The organism is Secundilactobacillus angelensis, from assembly GCF_012641075.1.
GTDB classification, from domain to species: domain Bacteria; phylum Bacillota; class Bacilli; order Lactobacillales; family Lactobacillaceae; genus Secundilactobacillus; species Secundilactobacillus angelensis.
Genome location: NZ_JAAXLJ010000012.1, coordinates 19,560 through 42,586 on the forward strand (window position 1 = coordinate 19,560; position 23,027 = coordinate 42,586).

At 43.2% G+C, this 23,027-nt stretch carries 22 protein-coding genes; 17 read left to right on the plus strand and 5 right to left on the minus strand.

Going from position 1 to position 23,027, the window contains the following annotated elements:
* Positions 1 to 72 precede the first annotated feature (72 nt).
* The 5 genes from HC026_RS07635 (at position 73) to HC026_RS07655 (ending at position 4,602) form a co-directional block, all read left to right on the plus strand.
* Complete coding sequence (locus HC026_RS07635) at positions 73 to 906, plus strand: NEAT domain-containing protein (RefSeq protein ID WP_211089448.1); 834 nt, start codon at positions 73 to 75, stop codon at positions 904 to 906.
* 12 nt (positions 907 to 918) lie between these two features.
* Positions 919 to 1,806 (plus strand): heme ABC transporter substrate-binding protein IsdE, encoded by an 888-nt coding sequence (isdE, locus tag HC026_RS07640; RefSeq protein WP_168925402.1) that lies wholly within the window; start codon positions 919 to 921, stop codon positions 1,804 to 1,806.
* Position 1,807: 1 nt separating this feature from the next.
* Entirely contained in the window at positions 1,808 to 2,770 is a 963-nt protein-coding gene (locus tag HC026_RS07645) for a FecCD family ABC transporter permease (protein ID WP_168925403.1), read from the plus strand.
* Positions 2,751 to 3,512 (plus strand): ABC transporter ATP-binding protein, encoded by a 762-nt coding sequence (locus HC026_RS07650; protein WP_168925404.1) that lies wholly within the window; start codon positions 2,751 to 2,753, stop codon positions 3,510 to 3,512. The genes HC026_RS07645 and HC026_RS07650 overlap by 20 nt, the downstream gene beginning before the upstream one ends.
* A 136-nt stretch (positions 3,513 to 3,648) precedes the next feature.
* Complete coding sequence (locus tag HC026_RS07655; protein ID WP_168925405.1) at positions 3,649 to 4,602, plus strand: DMT family transporter; 954 nt, start codon at positions 3,649 to 3,651, stop codon at positions 4,600 to 4,602.
* 42 nt (positions 4,603 to 4,644) lie between these two features.
* Here HC026_RS07655 and HC026_RS07660 read toward each other — a convergent pair whose 3' ends face one another.
* Positions 4,645 to 6,072: an APC family permease gene (locus HC026_RS07660; protein ID WP_168925406.1), complete on the minus strand. Its 1,428-nt coding sequence runs from the start codon at positions 6,070 to 6,072 to the stop codon at positions 4,645 to 4,647.
* A gap of 464 nt (positions 6,073 to 6,536) precedes the next feature.
* Here HC026_RS07660 and argS point away from each other — a divergent pair, with 464 nt between their 5' ends.
* From argS to HC026_RS07695, 7 genes are all read left to right on the plus strand, one after another.
* Positions 6,537 to 8,228, plus strand: a complete 1,692-nt coding sequence (gene argS, locus HC026_RS07665; RefSeq protein WP_168925407.1) for an arginine--tRNA ligase — start codon at positions 6,537 to 6,539, stop codon at positions 8,226 to 8,228.
* 314 nt (positions 8,229 to 8,542) lie between these two features.
* On the plus strand, positions 8,543 to 9,010 hold the full coding sequence (gene argR / locus HC026_RS07670) for an arginine repressor (protein WP_168925408.1): 468 nt from the start codon (positions 8,543 to 8,545) through the stop codon (positions 9,008 to 9,010).
* 141 nt (positions 9,011 to 9,151) lie between these two features.
* On the plus strand, positions 9,152 to 11,272 hold the full coding sequence (locus HC026_RS07675; RefSeq protein WP_168925409.1) for a transglycosylase domain-containing protein: 2,121 nt from the start codon (positions 9,152 to 9,154) through the stop codon (positions 11,270 to 11,272).
* 243 nt (positions 11,273 to 11,515) lie between these two features.
* Positions 11,516 to 11,857 (plus strand): YlbF family regulator, encoded by a 342-nt coding sequence (locus tag HC026_RS07680; RefSeq protein WP_168925410.1) that lies wholly within the window; start codon positions 11,516 to 11,518, stop codon positions 11,855 to 11,857.
* Between the two features lie 77 nt (positions 11,858 to 11,934).
* Positions 11,935 to 13,164 (plus strand): metallophosphoesterase family protein, encoded by a 1,230-nt coding sequence (locus tag HC026_RS07685; protein ID WP_168925411.1) that lies wholly within the window; start codon positions 11,935 to 11,937, stop codon positions 13,162 to 13,164.
* Positions 13,145 to 15,799 (plus strand): ATP-binding protein, encoded by a 2,655-nt coding sequence (locus tag HC026_RS07690; protein ID WP_168925412.1) that lies wholly within the window; start codon positions 13,145 to 13,147, stop codon positions 15,797 to 15,799. The genes HC026_RS07685 and HC026_RS07690 overlap by 20 nt, the downstream gene beginning before the upstream one ends.
* Before the next feature lie 37 nt (positions 15,800 to 15,836).
* Positions 15,837 to 16,814, plus strand: coding sequence for a 3'-5' exoribonuclease YhaM family protein (locus HC026_RS07695; RefSeq protein ID WP_168925413.1), 978 nt, complete (start codon positions 15,837 to 15,839; stop codon positions 16,812 to 16,814).
* Positions 16,815 to 16,873: 59 nt separating this feature from the next.
* On the opposite strand, the gene HC026_RS07700 is transcribed toward HC026_RS07695, so the two are convergent.
* The 3 genes from HC026_RS07700 to HC026_RS07710 form a co-directional block, all read right to left on the minus strand.
* Entirely contained in the window at positions 16,874 to 17,767 is an 894-nt protein-coding gene (locus HC026_RS07700; protein ID WP_168925414.1) for a peptidylprolyl isomerase PrsA, read from the minus strand.
* 121 nt (positions 17,768 to 17,888) lie between these two features.
* The gene (locus HC026_RS07705) at positions 17,889 to 18,215 is read right to left on the minus strand and encodes a hypothetical protein (protein WP_168925415.1); all 327 of its coding nucleotides are present in this window, start codon (positions 18,213 to 18,215) and stop codon (positions 17,889 to 17,891) included.
* Positions 18,216 to 18,229: 14 nt separating this feature from the next.
* On the minus strand, positions 18,230 to 18,667 hold the full coding sequence (locus tag HC026_RS07710; protein ID WP_168925416.1) for an HIT family protein: 438 nt from the start codon (positions 18,665 to 18,667) through the stop codon (positions 18,230 to 18,232).
* Between the two features lie 129 nt (positions 18,668 to 18,796).
* Between HC026_RS07710 and HC026_RS07715 the strand changes: the two genes are divergently transcribed.
* The 3 genes from HC026_RS07715 to trmB all read left to right on the plus strand — a co-directional run bounded on the left by HC026_RS07715 (position 18,797) and on the right by trmB (position 21,481).
* The gene (locus tag HC026_RS07715; protein ID WP_168925417.1) at positions 18,797 to 19,534 is read left to right on the plus strand and encodes an ABC transporter ATP-binding protein; all 738 of its coding nucleotides are present in this window, start codon (positions 18,797 to 18,799) and stop codon (positions 19,532 to 19,534) included.
* A complete protein-coding gene (locus HC026_RS07720; protein ID WP_168925418.1) occupies positions 19,527 to 20,738 on the plus strand; it encodes an ABC transporter permease in 1,212 nt (403 codons plus the stop codon). The genes HC026_RS07715 and HC026_RS07720 overlap by 8 nt, the downstream gene beginning before the upstream one ends.
* A gap of 107 nt (positions 20,739 to 20,845) precedes the next feature.
* Positions 20,846 to 21,481, plus strand: coding sequence for a tRNA (guanosine(46)-N7)-methyltransferase TrmB (gene trmB / locus HC026_RS07725; protein ID WP_168925419.1), 636 nt, complete (start codon positions 20,846 to 20,848; stop codon positions 21,479 to 21,481).
* An 85-nt stretch (positions 21,482 to 21,566) separates the two neighbouring features.
* On the opposite strand, the gene HC026_RS07730 is transcribed toward trmB, so the two are convergent.
* On the minus strand, positions 21,567 to 21,893 hold the full coding sequence (locus HC026_RS07730; protein ID WP_168925420.1) for a hypothetical protein: 327 nt from the start codon (positions 21,891 to 21,893) through the stop codon (positions 21,567 to 21,569).
* 130 nt (positions 21,894 to 22,023) lie between these two features.
* On the opposite strand from HC026_RS07730, the gene HC026_RS07735 reads away from it, so the two are divergent.
* Together HC026_RS07735 and ytpR are read left to right on the plus strand one after the other, a co-directional pair.
* Positions 22,024 to 22,341 carry a thioredoxin family protein gene (locus HC026_RS07735; RefSeq protein ID WP_168925421.1) on the plus strand — a complete coding sequence of 106 codons (318 nt, stop codon included), beginning with the start codon at positions 22,024 to 22,026 and terminating at the stop codon, positions 22,339 to 22,341.
* Positions 22,342 to 22,367: 26 nt separating this feature from the next.
* Positions 22,368 to 23,003 (plus strand): YtpR family tRNA-binding protein, encoded by a 636-nt coding sequence (gene ytpR, locus HC026_RS07740; protein ID WP_168925422.1) that lies wholly within the window; start codon positions 22,368 to 22,370, stop codon positions 23,001 to 23,003.
* Positions 23,004 to 23,027 lie beyond the last annotated feature (24 nt).

Genomic DNA, 23,027 nt, shown 5'->3' on the forward strand with positions numbered 1-23,027 from the left:
CATACACTGAGGTGGCCTCTCTGACTTTATTAGTGGGATAGTGTTTTAAATCATAGGAAGTAGGGGGAAATTATGAAACAAATTAAATGGCTATTCGGTATATTGGCGCTAGCTACTCTAGGATTGGGGTTAACCGCGGGTAGCACTACAGCTCAAGCAAAATCAATTAATTATCAAGCATTAAAGTATCACACGAATCAAACTTCCATGGCTAGTGGTTACTTTGTTAAGCCAGCTAGTGTAAAGGTGTCGCACCACAAGTACGTCGTCACCATGCATATTCGCACCGCTAAGAAATTATCATCCTTTCCAGTCAAGGTGTTATCAGTAAATGGTGGGGCAGCCAAAAACGTGCGTCGCGTAAAGGACCATGCTGGCAACTCCAACCTTTATTATTCATTTACAACGACTAATTTAAAGAAAAAGATCAATGCTAAATTGGCAATTAATGTTCCAAAAGTGTATAAAGCTACTCATTTGATCTCATTCAAATTCAGTACTAACGGGTTACCAAGTTTAAAAGGTAATGCGGCTGCCACTGCCGCTACAGCAAAAGTGACTGGTGCCACTGCCACCAATTCTAAGAAGCAGTCAGCTGATAACTCGAAAGCGGGTAATCAGTCAACAAAGAACGGTGTTGATCAGCTGAACCATCACAAAAAGGATGGTAAAAAGAGCAATACGAGTTCACAACCAGCTGCTAAAGGTTCATCGGCATCGTCCGCTTCCAGCCGAGCCGCTAGCGAAAGGGCTGCAAGTGAACCGTCCAGCACTAAAACTGCAGCTGCCGATAAAAAAGATCATAGTCATTCGTCATCGCGCCTACCAGTACTGATTGGTGGCGTGGTAGTGATTATTGCCGTGGTTCTTGGTGGTAGCCTGGTTGTCATGAAGAAAAAGGGATAGGGGGCGCCATCATTGAAATCGCCAAGACGAACAGCTTTGATCGTCATTATTGTGTTATTGGTTGTTGGTATCGTTGGCGGCGTATTTGCTAACCATCAGTTGGCGAAAAAACGGCATCAACAACGGCTTGTTGCCACCACGTATGCGGTGGTACAAATTGCTGACAAGTTAAAATTACCTCTGGTTGGTGTGCCAACTACCGCTAATAAGATGCCCGCAAGATATAAAAACGTCACTAAAGTCGGCAATCCCATGAACCCCAGTGCCGAGAAGATTGCTTCACTCAAGCCAACAGCGGTCTACAGTGTGACCACTTTAAAAGATCAGTTTGGCAAATCATTTAAACAGCAGCATATCAAACCTTACTTTTTAAACCTTCAGTCAGTCAGCGACTTGCAACAGACTGTCAATGAGATGGGCAAGCAGTACGACCGCAAAGCTGAGGCTAAGCTCGCTAATCAAGAAATTAATCAGGCCATTACTAAAGCCCAAAAAAGAGCTGGCAGCCACCAAAAGCCACGGGTACTTGTTCTCATGGGGTTGCCCGGAGCTGGTTATATGATTGCAACAAATCATTCATACGTCGGCGATTTGGTCAGAATAGCTGGTGGCAAGAACGTTTTTACCTCAAAAGATCAGGAGTACATTCAACCTAGCGACGAGGCTATTCAAAAGACGCATCCTCAGGTGATTTTGAGACTTGAGCATGCAATGCCAACGATGGTCACACAGCAATTTAATAGTGAATTTAAGTCCCAATCATTCTGGCGGCAAACACCAGCAGTTCGGTCAAAACGGGTTTACGATTTACAGGAACCAGATTTTGATGCCACGGCTAATATGCACGCGGCTAAGGCGCTTGGTGAAGTATCAAAATGGTTGTATCCAGGGAGTAAATAACATGATGAAGGAACGCATGGCCTACCTCATTATCTGTATGGCATTGATCTTAACGGCGATGCTTGCCTTGATGTTAGGCACTCAATTTTATTCGTTATCACAGTTATGGCAAGCATTGACTGGAAGCCAATCGGCAATCCTTTCGACTGTGTTAAATTTTCGTTTACCGCGAATCATTGCTGCAATGATAGCTGGTGGTATGCTGGCATCGGCCGGAGCCGTCAGCCAATCAGTTTTTCGCAACCGGTTAGCCGATCCGACTATTTTAGGGGTGACCAGTGCTGGTGAACTTTTCATGTTGGTCGGGAGTTTGATTTTGCCAGCTTTTGCGTTACAAAAACAGTTGCTGGCGCTGATTGGTGGCTTGGTTGCATTTGCCTTATTAGCCAATCGTAAAACGTTGCGCCAACCTTATCAGCTGATTATCGTTGGGGTAGCGTTAAATCTCACCTTTATGGCACTGACACAGTTATTTACGAAAGGAATCAACGTCAGTAGCGCGCTAGGTTTTAACGGCATTACTTGGTCATCGGTCTACAGTTTGTTAATCACCGGCTTTATTGGATTGGTGGCGGTGCTATTGATGGCGCCTTGGGCCAATGACTTGAAGTTGCCTGATGAACAGCTATCCTCAGTTGGCCTTCCCGTAAGTGCTATGCGGTTGGGTTTGCTGGCGCTGGTTGTTTATTTATCGGCGGATGTGACTGCCGCAGTGGGCACGATTCCATTCATCGGGATCATTATTCCTAACATTGCGAGATATTTTGTTGGGCATGATTATCAAACTATATTGCCATTTTCCATGTTAAGTGGCGCCTGGCTGCTATTGTTAGTCGATACCATTGGCCGGATTGCCGTGTTACCCAGTGAAATTTCAGCGGCTACGATTATGGCTGTTATTGGCGGTCCGTTCCTTATTATTTTGATCCAAAGAGGGGGATTCCATGGAATTAAAGCACGTTAATTATGGTTACCCGGGATCAGAAAATTTAATTACCGACTTCACCGCCACCGTACCAACAGGCAAAATACTCTCAATTATTGGTCAAAATGGCGCTGGCAAATCGACTTTATTAAAATTACTCATGGGCGCTATTTCACCTTCATCAGGTAGTGTTGAGATGGATGGACACGCTATTTCGACGTTATCTAGTCGTCAGCGTGCGGCTAAAATTGCACTGGTGACTCAGCAGCACCAGGTTTACGATGAAATGACTGTAAAAGAAGTTGTTAAAACTGGACGGCTCCCCTTTCACTCATTACTAACAACGATATCAGATGAAGAGGTACGTCCGTTCTTAGAAACCGTCAATCTAGCGGATGCTAAGGACCGGTTGCTCACGTCTTTATCGGGTGGCCAGCAACAACGAGTTTGGCTTGCCACAGCATTAGCGCAAGAGCCACAATACTTATTTCTTGACGAACCTACCACTTATTTGGATATTCGCTATCAGCATGACTTGATGACGTTGATTCAACAACTGAATACTGAAAGACATATAACCATCGTGATGGTTTTGCATGATATAAATCAGGCATTGAAAATCAGTGATGAGGTTTGGCTGATTAAAGCTGGTCAGTTGATTCAAGCAGGGTTAGCGGAAACCGTTTTGAATGAACAACTGCTGAGCAATGCTTTTGAATTGCCCATCAAAATCGTGAATATTGAAAAGTATGGTCCATATGTGATTCAATTGACTTCCTAAAAAGCGGTGCAAACCGCTTTTTTAATGACATCCACGGAACACTTCCTGGCAAATGAGTGAGATAGTCTCTAAGTAAAGTTAGTTGACTTCAACGGGTAAAGCGGACATACTACGCGCATTAATTGGGGGTGATGAAATGATTGCAATATTGATTGGATTGGTAATTGGAATTGGCTTACCAATGCAAACCAGTATTAATTCACGCTTAAGGTCAGCACTTGGATCACCATTTTTGGCCTCGTTAGTTTCGTTTGGAATTGGCACTATTTTTTTGGCTGTGATGACCTTAATCGATCACCGCTCATTGCTGGTCAGTGGTTCATTCATCGGCCAGCAGCCATTTTGGTTGTGGCTGGGCGGACTATTAGGTGTCATCTACTTGACCGGCAATATCATTCTATTTCCTAAGTTAGGTAGCGTTCAAACTGTTATCTTTCCTGTATTAGGGCAGATTTTGGCAGGACTATTGATTGATGATTTCGGTCTATTTTATTCCCCAATCAGCCAGTTAACGGTTGTCCGCGGCCTGGGTGCGCTCTTAGTACTTGCTGGGGTGACAGTTACCGTGGCTGGTAATAGTTGGGTAGAACGCATTACCGGTCAAGCGGGGTTAGAAACGGTAGAAGATGAAGAGCCCAAGGCAAGTCACCTGATGCTCTGGCGCTTGTTTGGTGTTTTGGCAGGGATGCTGAGTGCGACACAGACTGCTGTGAACGGGCATCTTGGTGAAGTGCTAGGATCAAAGATTCAGGCCGCTTACGTGTCATTTTTGGTGGGTACTTTGTCTTTGATCGTTATTGTTTTGGTATTACGCCCGTCGCTGAGTTTTCAACATGGTAACGGCAAGACGCCGTGGTGGATGTGGATCGGTGGTTTGCTAGGCGCACTATTTGTTTTAGGTAACGTGTACCTGGTACCAATTATCGGAACCGGTTTTGCAGTTATCATTGTGCTGATTGGCCTTATGATTGGTAGTTTACTCATTGACCAGTTCGGCTGGCTGTCTTCGGAGAAAAATCCAGTCACATTACTACAACTAGGCGGATTATTGATCATGGTTGTTGGGGTTATGATTATTCGATTACTATAGAAAAACTACCTGGAAAAATCATTTTCCAGGTCGTTTTTGATTTTATTGTTCTGAGTGATATCGATTACGTACCACGCTGTGCCGATACCCATACGTGAAGTAGAAGAACAGCCCAATAGCTAGCCAAATGAAGAAGGCAATCCAAGTGAAGGCCTTTAGTTCCAGCATTAAAGTCACACACAGGATGAATGACACAATGGGTAGAATGGGATAGAAAGGTACCCGGAAGGCTGAATCTAATTCGTTAAATTCAGGGTTCCGACGTAGAAAGACGATCCCAATGGAAACCATTGCAAAAGCAAAGAGCGTTCCGATATTAACCAATTGCGTAATCTTATCGATGGGAATCACGCATGCAAAGAAACTGCCAAGAATTCCGAATAACCATGTATTAGTCACCGGGACGTGGGTTTTAGGACTCAGCCGGCTAAAGGCTCGTGGTAACAAGCCATCCCGACTAATTGCGAATACTAGACGAGTGCCACCGTATAAGAACACCATGAGTACGGTGGTCATTCCAATCACTGCCCCAAGGGACACGATACCAGATACCCAATTTTGATGGATAAAGTGGAGGGCGTACGCCACGGGATCAGCAACTTCCAGGTGAGTGTATTTAACCATACCCACCAACACGAGTGAAAGGGCGATGTAAAGAATTGTTGCGATGAGTAGTGAGCCAATAATGCCCAGTGGCACGTTTTTCTGTGGATTTTTCACTTCTTCGGCTGCAGTGGACACGGCATCAAACCCAATATAGGCGTAAAACGCAACGGCTGCCCCGGAAACAATTCCTTTCATACCGAATGGCAAGAAGGGATGGTAATTTTCTGGTCGAATATAGAAAACACCCACCACGATGAACAGGATGATCACGATAATCTTCAAGATGACCATGATGGCATTAATCTGAGCGGATTCACGAACACCGCCAATCAGTAGGAATGAAAGTAGCATAATGATGATGAAGGCGGGTAAATCGAAAATGGCATGCGGCATCCCTGCTGTTCCATAAGCTGCTCGGAGTGCCTCTGGCAAGTACCAGTTGAAACCAGCTAAGATATTTTGAAAATAGGATGACCAACTTGCTGCAACCGCTGAAACGGAGAATAAGTATTCGGAAACAAGCGCCCAGCCTAAGATCCAGGCAATGAATTCTCCAAAAACAGCATATATGTATGTATACGCGCTACCAGCTAGTGGAATGGTCGATGAAAATTCGGAGTAGCATAACGCCGCTAGTGAACAAACAATGGCCGCTACAACGAACGATAGGAAGGCACCGGGACCGGCGTACTTGGCCGCAATAATCCCAGGCGTAATGAAAATCCCGGCACCAACGATTGCACCAACTCCCATGGTGATTAAACTAAAAGCAGTTAGCGACTTCTCCAAACCGGTTTTCTTATAAAGATCGGTTTTGATGTCCTTGCGTAAAAAAAGCGTGGAAGTCTTATTCTTCTGACTCATCTCTAAACTCCTTTCATCAAATGAATAAAATATTAAAAGATGAATATAATATCCTATTATACATCAAATTCTAATAAAAAGAGAATTTAAATGAGAAATGATTAATAAAGCTGATGGGGTTCACGTTGAAAACATGGATTTACCTTGTACTTTACAACCAGATGTTATAGAATGCTACAAGTGAGGTTACCACGGTGACCAATTCGATAATAAAAGAAGAGTAGTCAGGGAACTGGTTAAAAGCGAGTTCGGGGTGATGGAAGCCGAATAGCTAGTCTGACGAAGCGCGCTTTTTAGAATGACAATTTCATATGTTGAGTGGATAGTAATATCAACAAGAGTGGTACCGCGGGTAGTCTCGTCTCTTACAATTTTTAATTGTGGGAGAGAGGCTTTTTTTATGCCCTGACATCACATAGTCGAACAATCATAGTCAGAATCTAAATATGCGAGGAGTTAATTTTATGGATTACAAACAATTTGTTGCCGATACGTTGGCACCAGCTTTAACCGATGTGCTTTCAGTAGAAGATATTTATCAAAAGATTGAACGTCCTAAGGATACCAGTAAGGGTGATTATGCTTTCCCTGCTTTTACCTTAGCTAAGACCTTTAAAAAGGCACCTCAGCAAATCGCAGCTGATTTAGTTGAGCAAATTGATACAAGCAAATTTGAAAAGGTTGAAGTTGCTGGGCCTTATTTGAATTTCTTCCTTGATAAAGCAGCTTTCAGCGCACAAATTTTGGGTGAAGTATTAACGCAAGGCGCTGATTACGGTCAGAACCAAGCCGGAAATAATGGTAACGTGCCAATTGATATGTCATCGCCTAACATCGCAAAGCCAATCTCAATGGGTCATTTACGTTCAACCGTAATTGGTAATTCAATCGCTGAAATTTTGAAGAAGAACGGTTATAACCCAATCAAAGACAATCACTTGGGTGACTGGGGAACTCAATTTGGTAAGTTGATTACCGCTTATCTGAAGTGGGGTAACGAAGAAGACGTTAAGAAAGATCCAATTACAAACTTAGTTAAATACTACGTTAAGTTCCATAAAGAAGACGTGGAACATCCCGAACTAGATGACGAAGCCCGTGAGTGGTTCAAGAAACTTGAAGATGGTGACGAGCAAGCGCATCAATTATGGGCATGGTTCCGCGATGAGTCATTGAAAGCTTTCAACGCCATCTATGATAAGTTAGGCGTCAAATTTGATACCTACAATGGTGAAGCCTTCTATAATGATAAAATGCAGGCTGTCATTGATGAACTGAAGGATAAGGGCTTATTGCAAGAGTCTCAAGGCGCCCAAGTGGTAGATTTGAGCAAGTATGACTTAAATCCAGCATTGATCTTAAAGAGTGATGGGGCTTCGTTATACATTACTCGTGATATTGCTACGGCCATTTATCGTGAAAATACTTACCATCCCGCAATGAACCTTTATGTAGTGGGTTCTGAACAGATGTACTACTTCAAACAACTGAAGGCAGTATTAACTGAAATGGGCTTACCATCCGCCAAAAATCTCCATCACATTCCGTTTGGACTGATTACGGTTGATGGTAAGAAATTATCAACTCGTTCAGGACGAATTATCTTATTGGATGCTGTGTTGGATGATGCGATTGCCATGGCGCAGAAACAAATTGCTGAAAAGAATCCTGATTTACCTAACAAAGACCAAGTTGCTAAGCAGGTTGGTGTTGGAGCGATTATTTTTGGTGATTTAAAGAATGAACGGATGAACAGTATTGATTTCAACCTTGAAGAACAATTGAAGTTTGAAGGTGAAACTGGTCCATACGTTCAGTACGCCCACGCACGTGCCGAAAGTATTTTACGGAAGGCCAGCGACGTCACTGTTCCAACCGACGGCGCCAAGATTTCTGATCCTGAAGCTTGGGAAACGGTCAAGGCTTTAGCAGATTTCCCTGACATCGTCGTTGAAGCATTGAAGGAATTTGAACCTTCAGACGTTGCCAAATATGCCATTCGATTAGCTAAGTCATTCAACAAATACTATGCTCACTCGAAAATTTTGGCCGATGATGCCGAAAAGCCAGCTCGCCTGGCCTTAGTTAAGAGTGTGTCAACGGTGCTGAAGGAATCGCTACGGTTACTTGGTGTTCAAGCACCAGACGAAATGTAATCTATTGATCTTATCCAGTGCAGCCGGCTTAATTGTCGGCTGCATTTTTGATTTTCAAAGTTGGATCGTAACATTAAAATAATATTAATTTATCTAACTGAATTCTGGGGATGAATCCAGAGAATTCCTGCATTAATATTAGTTAATGACTGAACTGAGTTGGCATTATCAACCGAATTTTTAATTGACAAGGACTAATTTATATTCCGATTTATACTAACTTTGAATACTTATTTAAAATCTTGCTTTCTTTTCGTTTTTCATTTTGTTATAATAATCACAGTATTATTACAGTTGAAGGGGGCAGCATTAGGATGAAAAAGAGTATTCGTCAAGCACGGATTGAACAATTGATCAATCAGTATCCGATTGGTACACAAGAAGACCTAATGCGTCATCTAAATGAAATTGGGATTAAGGCGACGCAAGCAACAATCTCCCGTGATATTCGGGAAATGCAGGTTGTCAAAGCCCAGGATGGCCATGGACACTTGCGTTATACAATTTTTAAACCCGGCAATAAATCTGAAGAGGAGCATCTTCGCGAGACCATTAACGAAGTTGTCATTGGCCTAACACGGATCGAATTTATGAACGTTATCAAGACTTTGCCAAGTAATGGTAACTTGTTGGCTGCAATCTTAGATGATTTAAAGTTGCCCGAGGTTGTGGGGACGCTTGCGGGCCATGATACGATTTTAGTGATTAGTCCAAATGCCGAAGTTGCGCAGCAGTTGAACGATGAAATTGCTGAAAATATGAATCCCGATATTGTTCACTAGCACGTCGTATATACGAAACTGATAACACGCCATTTTCGGCGTGTTTTTTAAGCTCCGTTAAAATTTCGCGCCTTTTTCAGCCAGCTCTATATAATATGATAGAATTAAAAGTGCAAATCTTTTACTTGTTGAGGAAAACGAATGAATAATAAACGGGGAAATCAATCAAAACAGGGATTCAGAGCGATGATATCACCGTATTATCAACGGTTTAAACACCATCTTGGTAAATTCTGGCATCGTTATCAACTCACTCGCTGGATCATCGCTATCGTATTAGCAATGATTTTTGTGGTGAGTGCGACACTTACTTTTCAGGCAAAGACGGCCAACGTTGGTAATTTGAAGGCTCAGCTGGAAAAAACGACTTATATTTATGATAAAAGCAATCACAGAGCAGGTTCATTGTATGCACAAAAGGGGACCTATGTCCCACTAAGTAAAATTTCTCCAAACGTACAAAAAGCTGTCATATCAACCGAAGACCGCAATTTCTACCACGAACACGGCTTTTCAGTGAAGGGGATTGCACGGGCTTTCTATCTGTTAGCCAAAAATAAGCTGCTGCATCATGATTATATCAGTGGTGGTGGGAGTACATTGACGCAACAACTGGTTAAGAATGCCTTTTTGACGCAGGAGCAAACCATGACGCGAAAATTAAAAGAAATCTTTCTCGCCATTGAAGTTGAAAACGTCTACTCTAAGCAAGATATTTTGTCTATGTATCTGAACAACGCCTACTTTGGTAACGGTGTCTGGGGCGTTCAAGATGCTGCACACAAGTATTTTGGTACCGATGCCGCTAATTTGACCGTGCCACAATCGGCCGTCATAGCCGGAATGTTGACGTCGCCTAGCGGTTTCAATCCGATCGATCATCCACAGGCTTCAAAAGACCGTCGCAACGTGGTGCTGGGATTGATGGCGCAAACGGGTGCCATTACCAAGTCCCAGGCTGCTAGCTACCAGCAAACGCCGCTTACAACCATGGATACTTATCAGTATAAGGATTCCTACAAGTATCCGTACTATTTCGACGCGGTAATCGATGAAGCTGTTTCGAAGTATGGGCTGACCGAATCAGATATTATGAATCACGGTTATAAAATCTATACTTATTTGGATCAGAACTACCAGTCACGTTTGCAGGAAAACTTTAAGAATGATTACCTGTTTCCTCAAAATTCCACTGATGGCACAAAGGTTCAGGCCGCCTCGGTGGCTGTTGATCCGAATAATGGCGGGGTCATGGCTGTGGTTGGTGGCCGCGGTAAGCACGTCTTCCGTGGGTATAATCGAGCGACGCAGGTTAAACGTCAGCCCGGATCTACCATTAAGCCGTTGGCAGTCTATACACCAGCCCTCGAAAATGGTTATTTCTACGATTCGGAACTGCAAAATAAGAAAACTTCATATGGTAGCAACCACTACACACCTAAGAATTATAACAATGTTTATACGGGACGGATGCCAATGTATCAAGCACTCGCAAACAGTGTGAATGCGCCGGCAGTCTGGTTGTTAAACAAGATTGGTGTTAATAAGGGGTACGAATCCGTTAAGAAATTTGGGATTCCGGTTACTAAGTCAGACAAAAACTTGGCACTAGCACTTGGCGGTCTGAACAAAGGGGTTTCCCCTCAGGAGTTGGCCGGTGCATACACAGCCTTTGCCAATAACGGTACGCGAACAGACACTCACTATATTCGTAAAATTGTGGATGCTTCTGGTAATGTGATTGTTGATAATCCAAAAGTATCAACGCACAATGTGATGTCGCCAAAGGTCGCAAAGCAAATGACCAGCATGATGCTTGGGGTCTTTAATAACGGAACCGGTGTTGATGCCAAGCCATATGGCTACTCTGTTGCAGGTAAAACTGGGAGCACTGAAGCTGATGATACTGGTGACGGTGATGCAACCCGTGACAAGTGGATCGTTGGGTATACCCCAGACGTTGTGCTGACCACCTGGGAAGGTTTCGATAATACCAATAAGAATCATCATCTGGAAAACCTTAGCGGAACGGGCGTAGGACCACTGTTTAAGACCGAAATGGAAGAGATCTTACCCTACACGAAGCAAACGCAATTTGATACGCAGGATGCCTCAACGCTAGCAAAGGCTTCGAAGTCGTCAAATAACTTCTGGGATAATGTCCAGCAAGGAGCCGGCAGTGTGGGTGATCAAATCCAACAGGGCGCTGATAATGCGGTCAACACTGTCAAAAAATGGTGGCAGGGCGCGTTTGGTGAATAGAGTGTGAAGTAAGGCGTTTAGAGACCGGAGTATAGTGAAGTCCCACCATAAACCCCTGAACTGTGGGGTTTGTGGTGGGACTTTACTATATGCAGGTCGTGGCCGCACGCAACACGTCTAATCGAGGTTCATTCACGAACTCGTGATGAACTTAACAGCTGCATTTAGGCACCATTGCTTTCTTTCCCCGTCTATCATTTCATGATACAATATGGAAGTATCGAAGACAGGAGGATGCTTTTTATGGCAGACATTTTACAAACCGCTGGTGAGTTACGCGAAGAGTTAGCAAGCTCCGACGAATTCACGGCTTTACAAAGTTCTTACAACACAATGAAGGCTGATGCTGAGGCTTATGACTTGTTCAAACAATTTCAGGGCTTACAGTTAAAGTTACAGCAAAAACAAATGCAAGGCCAACAACCTGATGAAGACGAAATGAAACAGGCTCAGGATCTTGCTGGTAAAGTGCGAGATAAGGACGCCATTAAAGATTTGATGGAAAAAGAAAAAGACGTCAACCAATTATTAGCTAAGTTAAATAACGAGATTACAAAACCTATTCAAGCCCTTTACGAAAACTAAGACAATCGGCTGGTTATTGGTGAAATAGATTAAAAACGTCGAAGAACTTTCTTCGGCGTTTTTTAGGAGTTGAGATTGTGAAATTTATTCACGCGGCGGATTTACATTTAGATAGTCCATTTAAAGGGCTGCAACGATTACCTAAAGCGTTATGGCAGCAAATCCATGAAGCACCATTTGGAGCGACTAAAAAAATGGTGAGTGATGCCATTGAACAAAAAGTGGACTTCGTATTACTGGTCGGTGATTTATTTGACCGTGAAACTCAGAGTGTTCAAGCACAAATCTTTTTGAATGAGCAGCTGCAGCGGCTGGTAGATGCCAATATTGCGATTTTTGTGTCCTTCGGTAATCATGATTATCTGGCCTCCGATCAGCAGTTTAATTTACCTGATGGCGTGACCGTTTTTGACCATGAGGTTAGTACTAAGTCATTCATGACAGCTGACCATACTCGAGTAGCTGTTAGTGGATTCAGTTATTCTGATCGTTGGCTTGAACAAGATGTTGTCCCCCAATTTCCGGAACGTGGGTCGGCTGATTTTCAGATTGGCATGTTGCATGGTGCTGTTAAGCAGGGGACAATCAATCATTACGCGCCATTTACTCTAAGTGAACTTACTGCGACAAACTATGATTATTGGGCTCTGGGTCATATACATAAACCCAATGTTTTAGCTGAACAGCCGCCAATTGTATACTCAGGTACTATTCAGGGACGACATAAGCTGGAATCTGGTGAGCACGGTTATCAGCTGGTTACCGCAGAGGGACGGCAGCTACAACGGCAGTTCGTGCCCGCTGATCAGGTTCGCTGGTCATCATTATCCTTAACAGTCGAATCGGCAACCACTGATGACAGTTTAATTGAGGCTGTTAAGGATGCGTTGACACAATTGCACCCGGATGTTTTTGAACTAGTGACGTTAAATATCTCTGGTATTGAAAAGCTATCTGCTGGTATGCTGAGCCGTTTGAACGATGGCACTTGGCTGGAAAGATTTGATCAGACCCAAAAGAAGGTCTACCGGCAACTTCGCGCATGGATCTATGAAGTTAGTGTGCAGCCTACTGACCATCCCGTACAATACGCTAAGCTGGATGGCAGCTATTGGCAGGAGGCGCAACAGACGGTTTTTACAACTGATAATGTGGAGATGACGGCAGGCAAATTAATGCAGTATCCATTCCTTGCTGATCATCTAAGTGATTCGCAGACTACGGCTAATTTAACTGATCGAGCAAAGAATGAGCTGCTTGCTCAATCGCGTTTGGAGGAAGAAAACGATGCAGATCAAGACGATTAAAATATACGGGTTCGGTAAGTTTCACGATACCACTTTTGACCTGTCAAATCGTTTTTCACTTTTATACGGGGAAAATGAAGCTGGTAAATCAACTCTTGTAGCGTTTATCACCAGTATGCTATTTGGCTTTGAGACCGCAAAACACCGCTATGCGATGTATCAACCTAAGCAAGGGTCGCAGTATGGTGGTGAGCTCTATTTTGCACACGAGAATAATGAGTATTGGCTTAAACGGATAGAAGGTACACACGGTGGCGAGGTGACCTTCAAAAATCTGACCACTGATACTGTTTTGACTAAGGATGAACTTACAAAGTTGCTGCAGCCTTTAAATAAAGCACTATTCTACCAAATATTTTGTTTTGGTGAACGCGAACTACAGGCTATCTTTGATTTAAACCGCTTTGATTTAGTCAAACGGATACAACGGATTGGTGCGATTGGAAGTGAAGATTGGATTGGCTTAACGCAACAACTGACGGCTGAAGCCGGTGAGCTATACAAGCCAAGAGGCCGAGTTCAACCCTTAGTGCGATTATTACGGGAGTATGATCAACTCACTGATAAAATTGCGACTACTAAGATGCAGTTTCAAGAGTATCAAAAGCTGCAAATCAATATACAAGCGACAGCAAAAACGTTAGCTGAAGTTCAAGGACAATTAAAACAGTTAACGATTCAGGCTAACCAGTATCAGCGATTAATCTCGCTATATCCACAGTATCAGCAACTAAAGACTGTAGTACCCAGACAATCCGTTACACCCATTAGTACAGAAGATTGGCAACGGGTAACTCAGATAGATACAGCCATTAAACAGTTGAAAACAGATCTTGACACTCAGGGAGAAATGGTTAAAAAGCAGCAAGCGGCCAGCGTTGCGAGTGAAGCCCAGCAATTTTATATCAACCATCAGCAGCAGATTGAGCAATTAGCTGCCCAACTGCAGACGATGGAAGAACTGCAGCAACGCCAGCAGCAAAGTGACAAACAATTAGGGATAATTAAGCAACAGTTGGCGGCGTTAAATCAGCGATATGGCACTTCGCTCAATCAATTGAAACAGCTGACAGCCAGCGAGCAACAGCAACTTAAAACGCTGTTCGATCAGCAGCAACACTTGAGTATTCAACGAGATTCCCGGGCTGACCAGCGTGCTGAACATCAACGAGAGTTTGAGAAATTGCGACAACAAGCCGACAGCGAGACATCTTCTGGGATGGATCTTAAGTGGTTAATAGCCGGCGTGGGGATTGTACTCGTGTTTTTATTTGCTTTTACAGGACTAATCCGGACACTCGGAGGCATCGCCGGTATGCTGGTTGCGGGTTACGGCATTTTCAAGCCAATTATTTCTGGCAATCAGCAATCGACTATCGATTCACAAATGGCCTTGCTGTCGTCACAACTGGACCAAGATCGCCAGCAGGTAGCTGATCTAGATCAGCAGTTGGTTGATGCCGATGCAAAGGTGACCCAGTTTGGTACAGCGCATCATTTACAAGGCTTCGCACCAGAGCAGTGGTTGGATTTGCAAACGGATATTGGCAATTATCAATTGGCAATTGGTCAGCAACTCAAACTTGAGGAACAGCAGCATCAAATTAATCAAAATATCCGGGCCTATTTAGTCCAATGGCAATTTGCCGGCGAAGTCATTAGTCTGGGTGGCGACTATGCCTACCAATTGCAGCAGATCACGCAGTTCTTATCTGAACGTGGCGATGAGAGTCAAAAGCTGCATTGGGCAAACGAGACTTTAACGGCCAGCACACAACGTCGAGCAACCCTTCAAGAGCGGTTAAGTCAGCAAAAGGGTGAGCTGAAACAACGGCTTGATCAGTATCACACCGCCACGATGGCTGAGTTCCAGCAGCGCTATCAAGAAGATCAGATAACTGTTCAGCGAGATCAACAAGCTGATGTGTTAAACGCACAATTGTCGCCTGCAGATCGACAGATACTGGCTCAATCTGACTCACTGAAATCTCTAGAAAAGGTGAACCAGGAAATCCAAACTCGCTACAGTGAGGCACAACAGCGCCAGGCTGAACTATTAGACCAGTCTAGCCAGCAGCAATATCAACAACACCAGTTAGCGTCCAGTGATAAGTATCAGAACTTACTGCAGCAACAAGCAGATCTGCAAACTGAAATTATTGAATTAACGGATGACTGGCTGACGAAAAAATTGTTGATTAACTGGATCGATCAGACACTAATTAATGCCTCTCAAGGGCGCCAGCCACAAATTATTAAGGTGGCTGAACAATTCTTTCACGAATTAACTGGTCATCGCTATCAGCAAATCATTTTTACCGACCAAACGGTTCAAGTGACGCGCGCAGATGATTTAACGTTCGACGTAGGTGAATTATCCAGCGGGACAGCAGAACAGCTCTACGTCGCCTTACGGTTTGCCTTCACCAAAGTGATGGCTGATGTTATTGCAATGCCAATCATCATTGATGACGCCTTCGTCAACTTCGATCGGCCACGGACTAAAGCGGCAATTCAGATGCTAAAAGAATTAGCAGGAACAACCCAGATTATCTATTTGACAGCCAATCATGACAATTTGGAATTGGTGGATGATCATGATGTCTATTATCTGAGTGGTGGAAAGTCGGATTAAAAAAATGTAGAATTAATTTAAATGAGGGGGACTAACTATGGCAGAAAAACAATTAATGGCTTACACAGTTGGTGAACAGATGAACGTGATGGCACTCTTAAAAGGTGTGAACGTTCGGGTGGCCAAAAATGGTAAACAGTATCTGGACTTAACCTTTGAAGATCAGTCTGGTGAGATCACCGGTAAGTTTTGGGATGCCAGTGCTGCTGATATTGAGCGTTATAAAGCTGGCCGGGTCGTTCGGCTAGCTGGTAAGCGTGAGAATTATCAGGGTTCCCCACAAGTTCGAATTGGTTCAATACGGTTGGCCAATGCTGATGAACCCCACGATCCCAGTGAATTTGTCGTCCATGCGCCGATGAAAGCCAGCGAAATGGAAGATGAATTGAATCAGGTGGTTTTTGAAATCACCAATCAAGTTTGGAATCGGATTGTTCGATACTTGATTGCAAAGCATCGAGATGCATTTTTCTCGTATCCGGCTGCTAAGCATAACCACCATGCTTTTGAGGGTGGGCTTGCTTTTCATACATTATCAATTTTACGATTGGCCCACAGTGTAGTTAAACAGTATGCATCAATTAATGCACCGTTATTGTACGCCGGCGCAATTTTACACGATTTAGGTAAAGTGATTGAGTTATCCGGTCCGGTTTCTACACAATACACGGTAGAAGGGAACTTGCTAGGTCATATCAGCATTGTTGATGGTGAAATTGTGTCGGCTTGTAACGAGTTAAAATTTGATTTGAATAATGAAAATGTGGTTTTACTCAGGCACATGATTTTGTCACATCACGGTTTGTTAGAATATGGTTCACCGGTGCGACCACGATTGTTAGAAGCTGAAGTGTTACATCAACTTGATGAACTGGATGCTTCCATCATGATGATGACTAATGCCGTAGAAAATACGACGCCTGGTGAATTCGGTGAGCGGTTGTTCGCAATGGATGGCCGGTCATTCTATCGTCCCAATGAACCGTTGATTGACGGTCATGACGAACAAAAATAGCTCATCAAAAAGGATCGGCCAACTTGGTCGATCCTTTTTGATAAGCTATTTGAGATAGATTACTTTGAGCTAGACTTTGATGAGCTGCTTGAAGTCAAGTAGTCAGCAAGGACATTTTGTAATTGACTATCCTTAATTGAAACATTACCCTTTTTGAGGACTTTAGAAACGACGCTCTTTAAGGTTGCGCTGTCGTTCATCCGCTTGTCATAAATCTGACTCTTTAATTCAGATTCATGTTGCTTGTAAGTTCCCTTACCTGGGTTGCTGTCCATCTTGATGACGTGGTAGCCATAAGAAGTCTTAACAGGTGTCTTCGTGTACTGGTTGGTCTTCAGCTTGAAGGCGGCCTTCTTGAAGGTTGAATCAAGTTGAGTATCAGTGTTGTCAAATGGATCTAACTTACCGCCCTTGTTCTTAGTGGCGCTATCAGTAGAGTACTTCTTAGCCAGTGAGGCAAAGCTCTTACCCTGTTTCAATTGCTTGATAACATTTTCAGCAGTTGACTTCTTAGCGACTAAGATGTGAGAAACCGTAACCTTTGGCTGGTAACTCTTAAATTGTTTCTGGAGTTGAGCATCGGTAACCTTTGTGTCAGCCTTAACAGCTTCCTTCAAAAGTAAGTTACTGCGAATCTGAGTCTTTAATTGAGAAGCAGTCATACCGCTTTGTTGAAGAACGGAGTTGAATGATGAACCATATTGCTTCTTGTAATTGTTGTACTCTTTGGTAACATCTGCATCCTTAACCTTGCTACCAAATTGTTTTTCAAGAACCTTGTTCAAGATCATCTGCTGTAAGACTTGCTTACCGCTAGAAGTGTTCTTCAAGCTGCTGTAAAACTGACTTTCAGTAATCTTACCGCCTGAAGTAGTGGCAACAGTTTTGCTACCACACGCTGCAAGAGTCAAACTTAACATGACACCTGCAAGAGCAACGAGCCATTTTTTCATATCCAAAAACACATCCATTTCTTTAGATTAGTTTCATCCCCGTTGGGACATCCTACTTAATATAACATAAACTGAAAACAATTTTCAGTTGTAAAGGGAACTTAATAAAAATTGAATACTTCTATTCTTTTGACTGAGCCGCTTCGAAATTAGCCACCCGATCATTAATTGCATCCAAATGAGGCTGAATTTTGAATTGAAATTGATCAACGGCCTTTTCGATTCCGTTAATTGCAGGCTGTGCTTTCTCAATTTCAGTTTGCAAGTTGGCCAGTCTTGATTTAACCATGGCAGTCTGATGACTCACATCAGTCAAAGCTGCCTTCCGTGCATGAACATGGTCAATCGTTTCTTGAACGAAATCTATTGGTGACTGGCGTTTTTGATACAGATGAACAGCTAGTGAAGCGCCGGCCGTAAGTAATACGCTGGTTAAGAACCGTTTCATATTAACACCTCAACTTAAAATTGTGACTTAATGGATTCTTGAATGTCCGTATAAGCTTTTTCATCATATTTGCTGGAGTTATCTTTGAAAGTCATTCCAAAATCATCGTGGTCAGTATAACGAGGTACCAGGTGAATATGTGAATGGAAGACGGACTGATAGGCCACTTTTCCGTTATTGTTCAAAATGTTGAGACCCTTGATTTCTGGGTTAGATTCTTTGACGGCTCTAGCAATCATTGGAATCTTGCTGAACACAGTGGCTGCCAAATCAGCATCGTAGGCAAAAATATCAGGAACATGAGTTTTGGGAACAACTAACGTATGACCAGGGGTACCTTGAGAAATATCCAAAAAGGCTTTAACGTCATCGTCTTCATAAACGGTGTAGCTTGGAATTTCACCCTTAATAATTTTGCAGAAAATACAGTTATCATCATAGTTATGAACCATGTTAATTCCTCCTTCAAAAAATCTAAAAGTTAGTTTAAGTATACCGCAATATTCCGGAATTCCATACTACGAGGCGTATGATATAATGAAAACAATTGACCAAAATTACAGAGAAACGAAGGGATGTTCATGACGCTTCAGGTGACGAAAGTCGTCGGCGGCTATTCGCAGATACCAGTTTTAAAAGAAGTGACCTTTGATGTTCAAGATGGTGAACTAGTGGGCCTAATTGGACTGAACGGTGCGGGTAAATCGACCACAATCAACCACATTATTGGACTGCTGACGCCTTTCAAGGGTGAGATTAAGATTAACGGTGTTACCTTAAACGAAGATAAAAACGCTTATAAAAAGCAAATTGCCTATATTCCAGAAACACCAATTTTATATCAAGAATTAACTCTGAAAGAACACTTGGAAATGACCATGATGGCTTATAGCTTGGATCACGATAAGGCCTGGAAGAAAGCCAATCATTTGCTGAATATTTTCCGGTTGGACAATAAGTTAGACTGGTTCCCGGCTAACTTCTCCAAGGGGATGAAGCAAAAAGTGATGATCGTGTGTGCCTTCATTACGGAGGCACCGCTATTTATCATTGACGAACCATTCCTAGGCCTGGATCCCTTAGCGGTTCATGATTTGTTAAATCTGATTGACGAACAAAAAGCCAAGGGTGCCAGTGTGCTGATGTCGACTCACGTGCTGGATACTGCTGAAAAATACTGTGACCGCTTCGTGTTACTGCACGATGGGACGGTTAAAACGGAAGGGACACTGCCAGAGTTACGCAAGGCTTTGCCGGATGCGGGTGAATCCTTAGACGACATCTACATGTCGATGACGAGGGCTGATCAGCATGAATAATTTATATCGACAACGTTTGTCCAGTCATTTAAAAGAAATGTTCAAGTACCTGCGGCTAGTATTCAACGACCACTTTGTCTTTGCCTTGCTGATTTTTATTGGCGGTTTGGGATACGCTTATTCCAACGGGTTGAAGGAACTGCAGCCGAACCTCTGGTGGGCGAAGCCGGTGATTGTAATCGTGTTATTACTCGTTTTGCAAATTGGCCGGTTCGCCACACTATATCAGGATGCCGACGTGGTTTTCCTGCTGCCAAAAGAGGCGGAAGTTCGTCAGTATCTCAAGGGTGCCCGCGCGTATAGCGAAAGTTTAGCTGTGGTCTATGAACTGTTTGGCATGTTTGTCTTGCTGCCGTTCATTCAAGTGACGGATGCCATGTCTGTCTTTGATCTAGCGTTGATTGCGGTTGCTCAGCTGCTGCTGAAAGATAGTCTGTTCAGTCTGGCAATCATCAGACGGTTTCAGGTCAAGTCAGTTTGGCTGAAAGCCTCTTCCTGGTTTAAATGGGTGGTACCGCTGGTAATTTTACTCGCTGGCGTTTACGGCATGCCGATTATTGGCGCTGTATTGGCATTGGCTCTGTCGATTGGTTTGCGAGTGGCCGACCGCCGTTACGACGCGGCACCCTTTGACTGGTGGCAAGCGATTACGCTGGAAAATAACCGGATGATGGGTGTTTACCGTTTCTTTAACTTGTTTACTAACGTGCCAATGCTTAAAGGGGCGGCTAAACGGCGCCGTTATTTGGATTGGTTGTTGAACATCGTCAAGATCGCACCCAAGAATACCTACCTCTATCTTTATAGTCGCGGCATCGTCCGCAGCGGCGAATTTAGCGGCTTGTATTCCCGATTAACGATTCTGGGAATGATTCTGCTGTATTTCGTACGCGGAACGTGGCTGCCAGTAGCGTTAGCTGCGTTATTCCTCTATCTGATCGGTTTCCAGCTGATTCCGTTTTACTGGCAGTTTGACGATATTGTTTTCACCCATCTGTATCCGATTGGCGAAAAACAGCGCGTCAACAGCTTCAGACGGCTCATGTTTTCACTCACCGGTATTACCGCAGTTCTGTTTTTGATCATGGTTTTCGTGGCTAATCAAAACTGGCAGGTTGCTCTGATTGCTTTAGTTGTTGAACTCGTAGAAGTGGTTTTGATGGTGCAGTATTATTTACCACTGCGCTTGAGAAAGAAGAAGTAGTAAAAACCAGTTGACGCAACTGGATTGATTGCCTAAAATGAACAGTAATCTTAAACGGCGGGCTTGACTCAAGTTCGTCGTTTTATCATGGAAATCGGAGGACCAACATGCGCGTACGTAAAAAGCCGTGGGCAGCGAAATACATTAAGGATCATTCAGATTTGATTGTGACCGACCCCGAATCACAGTTAGGTCACTGGCAAGAACGTTTTCCAAGTCAACAACCCATTCAAATCGAAATTGGTATTGGTAAGGGTCAATTTATTATTGAAATGGCCCGGCAAAATCCTGGAATCAACTTCTTAGGAATCGAAATTCAGGAGTCAGTGATTGCTACCGCGTTACGTAAATTAGTTGAAAGCGAGTTGCCAAATGTGCAGTTGGTAGAAACTGACGGTGCGTTTGTGGATACTTTATTTGCTGAAAATGAAATTGATAAGCTATTCTTGAATTTCTCAGATCCATGGCCAAAGAAACGGCATGCTAAGCGGCGGTTAACTTCACCCAATTTTTTGACGCATTATCAAAAAGTGCTAAAAAAAGAGGGCCTTATTCAGTTTAAAACCGATAACCGTGGTTTGTTTGAGTATTCGCTGATGAGTTTTAATAACTTCGGAATGACCTTCGATGAAGTCTGGCTGGATCTGCATAACAGTGAAGGCAACGAGGGTAATGTTCAAACTGAATACGAGGAAAAGTTCAGCGCGAAGGGGCCAATTTATAAGTTAGTGGCGCATTTTTAATACAAACAAAAAAGTCCTCCGCAAAATTGCGAGGGGACAATTATTCAAGTTTGAATTGAATCAATAGCTTCGAAGATATTCAGGATTAAAGGCGTTCCATCTTTAAAATGCTACCAGTTCTGGCGTCTGCGATGAACTTATAAGTCACTAACCGGTTGTCTTCCATTCTTGAGAGGCCGCCAGAGTACACCATCGTATGAATAGCAAACTGTGCGTGTTGGTGTGGATGTTCGTCAATCCAAGCACCTTCAATTGTTGATTCTTTTCGAAACGCTTGCTTGACACTATTTAATATGGCATTTGAAGTCATATACTGATGGGTAAACATTGTTCTGCCCATTAGAAAACCAAAGATAATACTGATGACCGATAATAGACTCAGATGTTGATAATCTTTCACATTAAGTTCCATACGCGTTTTCCTCCTACGCTATTTAACAATATGGTAGCTCAAATTTCACTTGGATACCACATTAATGTACTTTTTCTGAAAACAGGGTATAATCAATTTACTGAATAATAGTAAGCAAGGAGCGATTATGATGGAAAAATTACCAAAAATGACAAAAGACCAATTACTGGAAAAGATTAAGGACGGTCGATACATGCTGTTCTTCTCAGCAACCTGGTGCCCTGATTGTGCTTTTATTAAGCCGTCAATGCCAGCTATCGAAGCAGAGTATCCTGACTTCAAATTTCTCAGTGTTGATCGTGATGAAAATATCGATCTCGCAGTCGACTTAAACGTGTTAGGCATTCCAAGCTTTATTGCGTATAATAATGGTGAAGAGATCGGTCGCTTCGTAAACAAAGACCGTAAAACAAAACAGCAAGTAGAAGAATTCGTTAACTCATTGTAATTTTCCTGCTTTTGAAAGGATGCTCCATGTTAATTTCTAGTTATAATCAAGCGGCACTTGGCGATGTCATGATTATCTATGTAGCGCCAGATGTTAAAGAACAGTCAGTTATTACTAAGGGTAATTTCACCCGGATTTTTGATCCAGAGACTGATACGACACTGGGATATAATGTTGCTCACGTTTCGGATATCTTAGGACCAATCGACCAGAATGGCCAGGTGTTCTTATCAGAGGAACAAGTTGAAAAGCTGAACGAAGCATTGACGACAGTTGGGTTCAGTCCTGAACTACAGGCAGATTTAACCCCTAAGTTCATTGTGGGTTACGTTGAATCTGCTGAACCGCACCCGGATTCCAACCATTTGTTAGTGACGAAGACTCGGGTGCAAGATGGTAAAACGCTGCAAATCGTTTCTGGTTCACCGAATATGCAGGCTGATATCAAAGTGGTTGTTGCCGAAGTGGGTGCAATGATGCCGGATGGGTTGATTATTTGGCCTGGTAAATTGCGTGGCGTTGAAAGTGATGGTATGATTTCATCAGGAAGAGAATTAAAGATTCCTGGGGCACCCGATCGGCCGGGCGCGTTGATTTTACCTGATGATTACGAAGTTGGAACGCCATTTGACTTTAACAAGGCACAGACTTTATTCAGTTAGATGAACGACGTGAAAAAAGGGGCC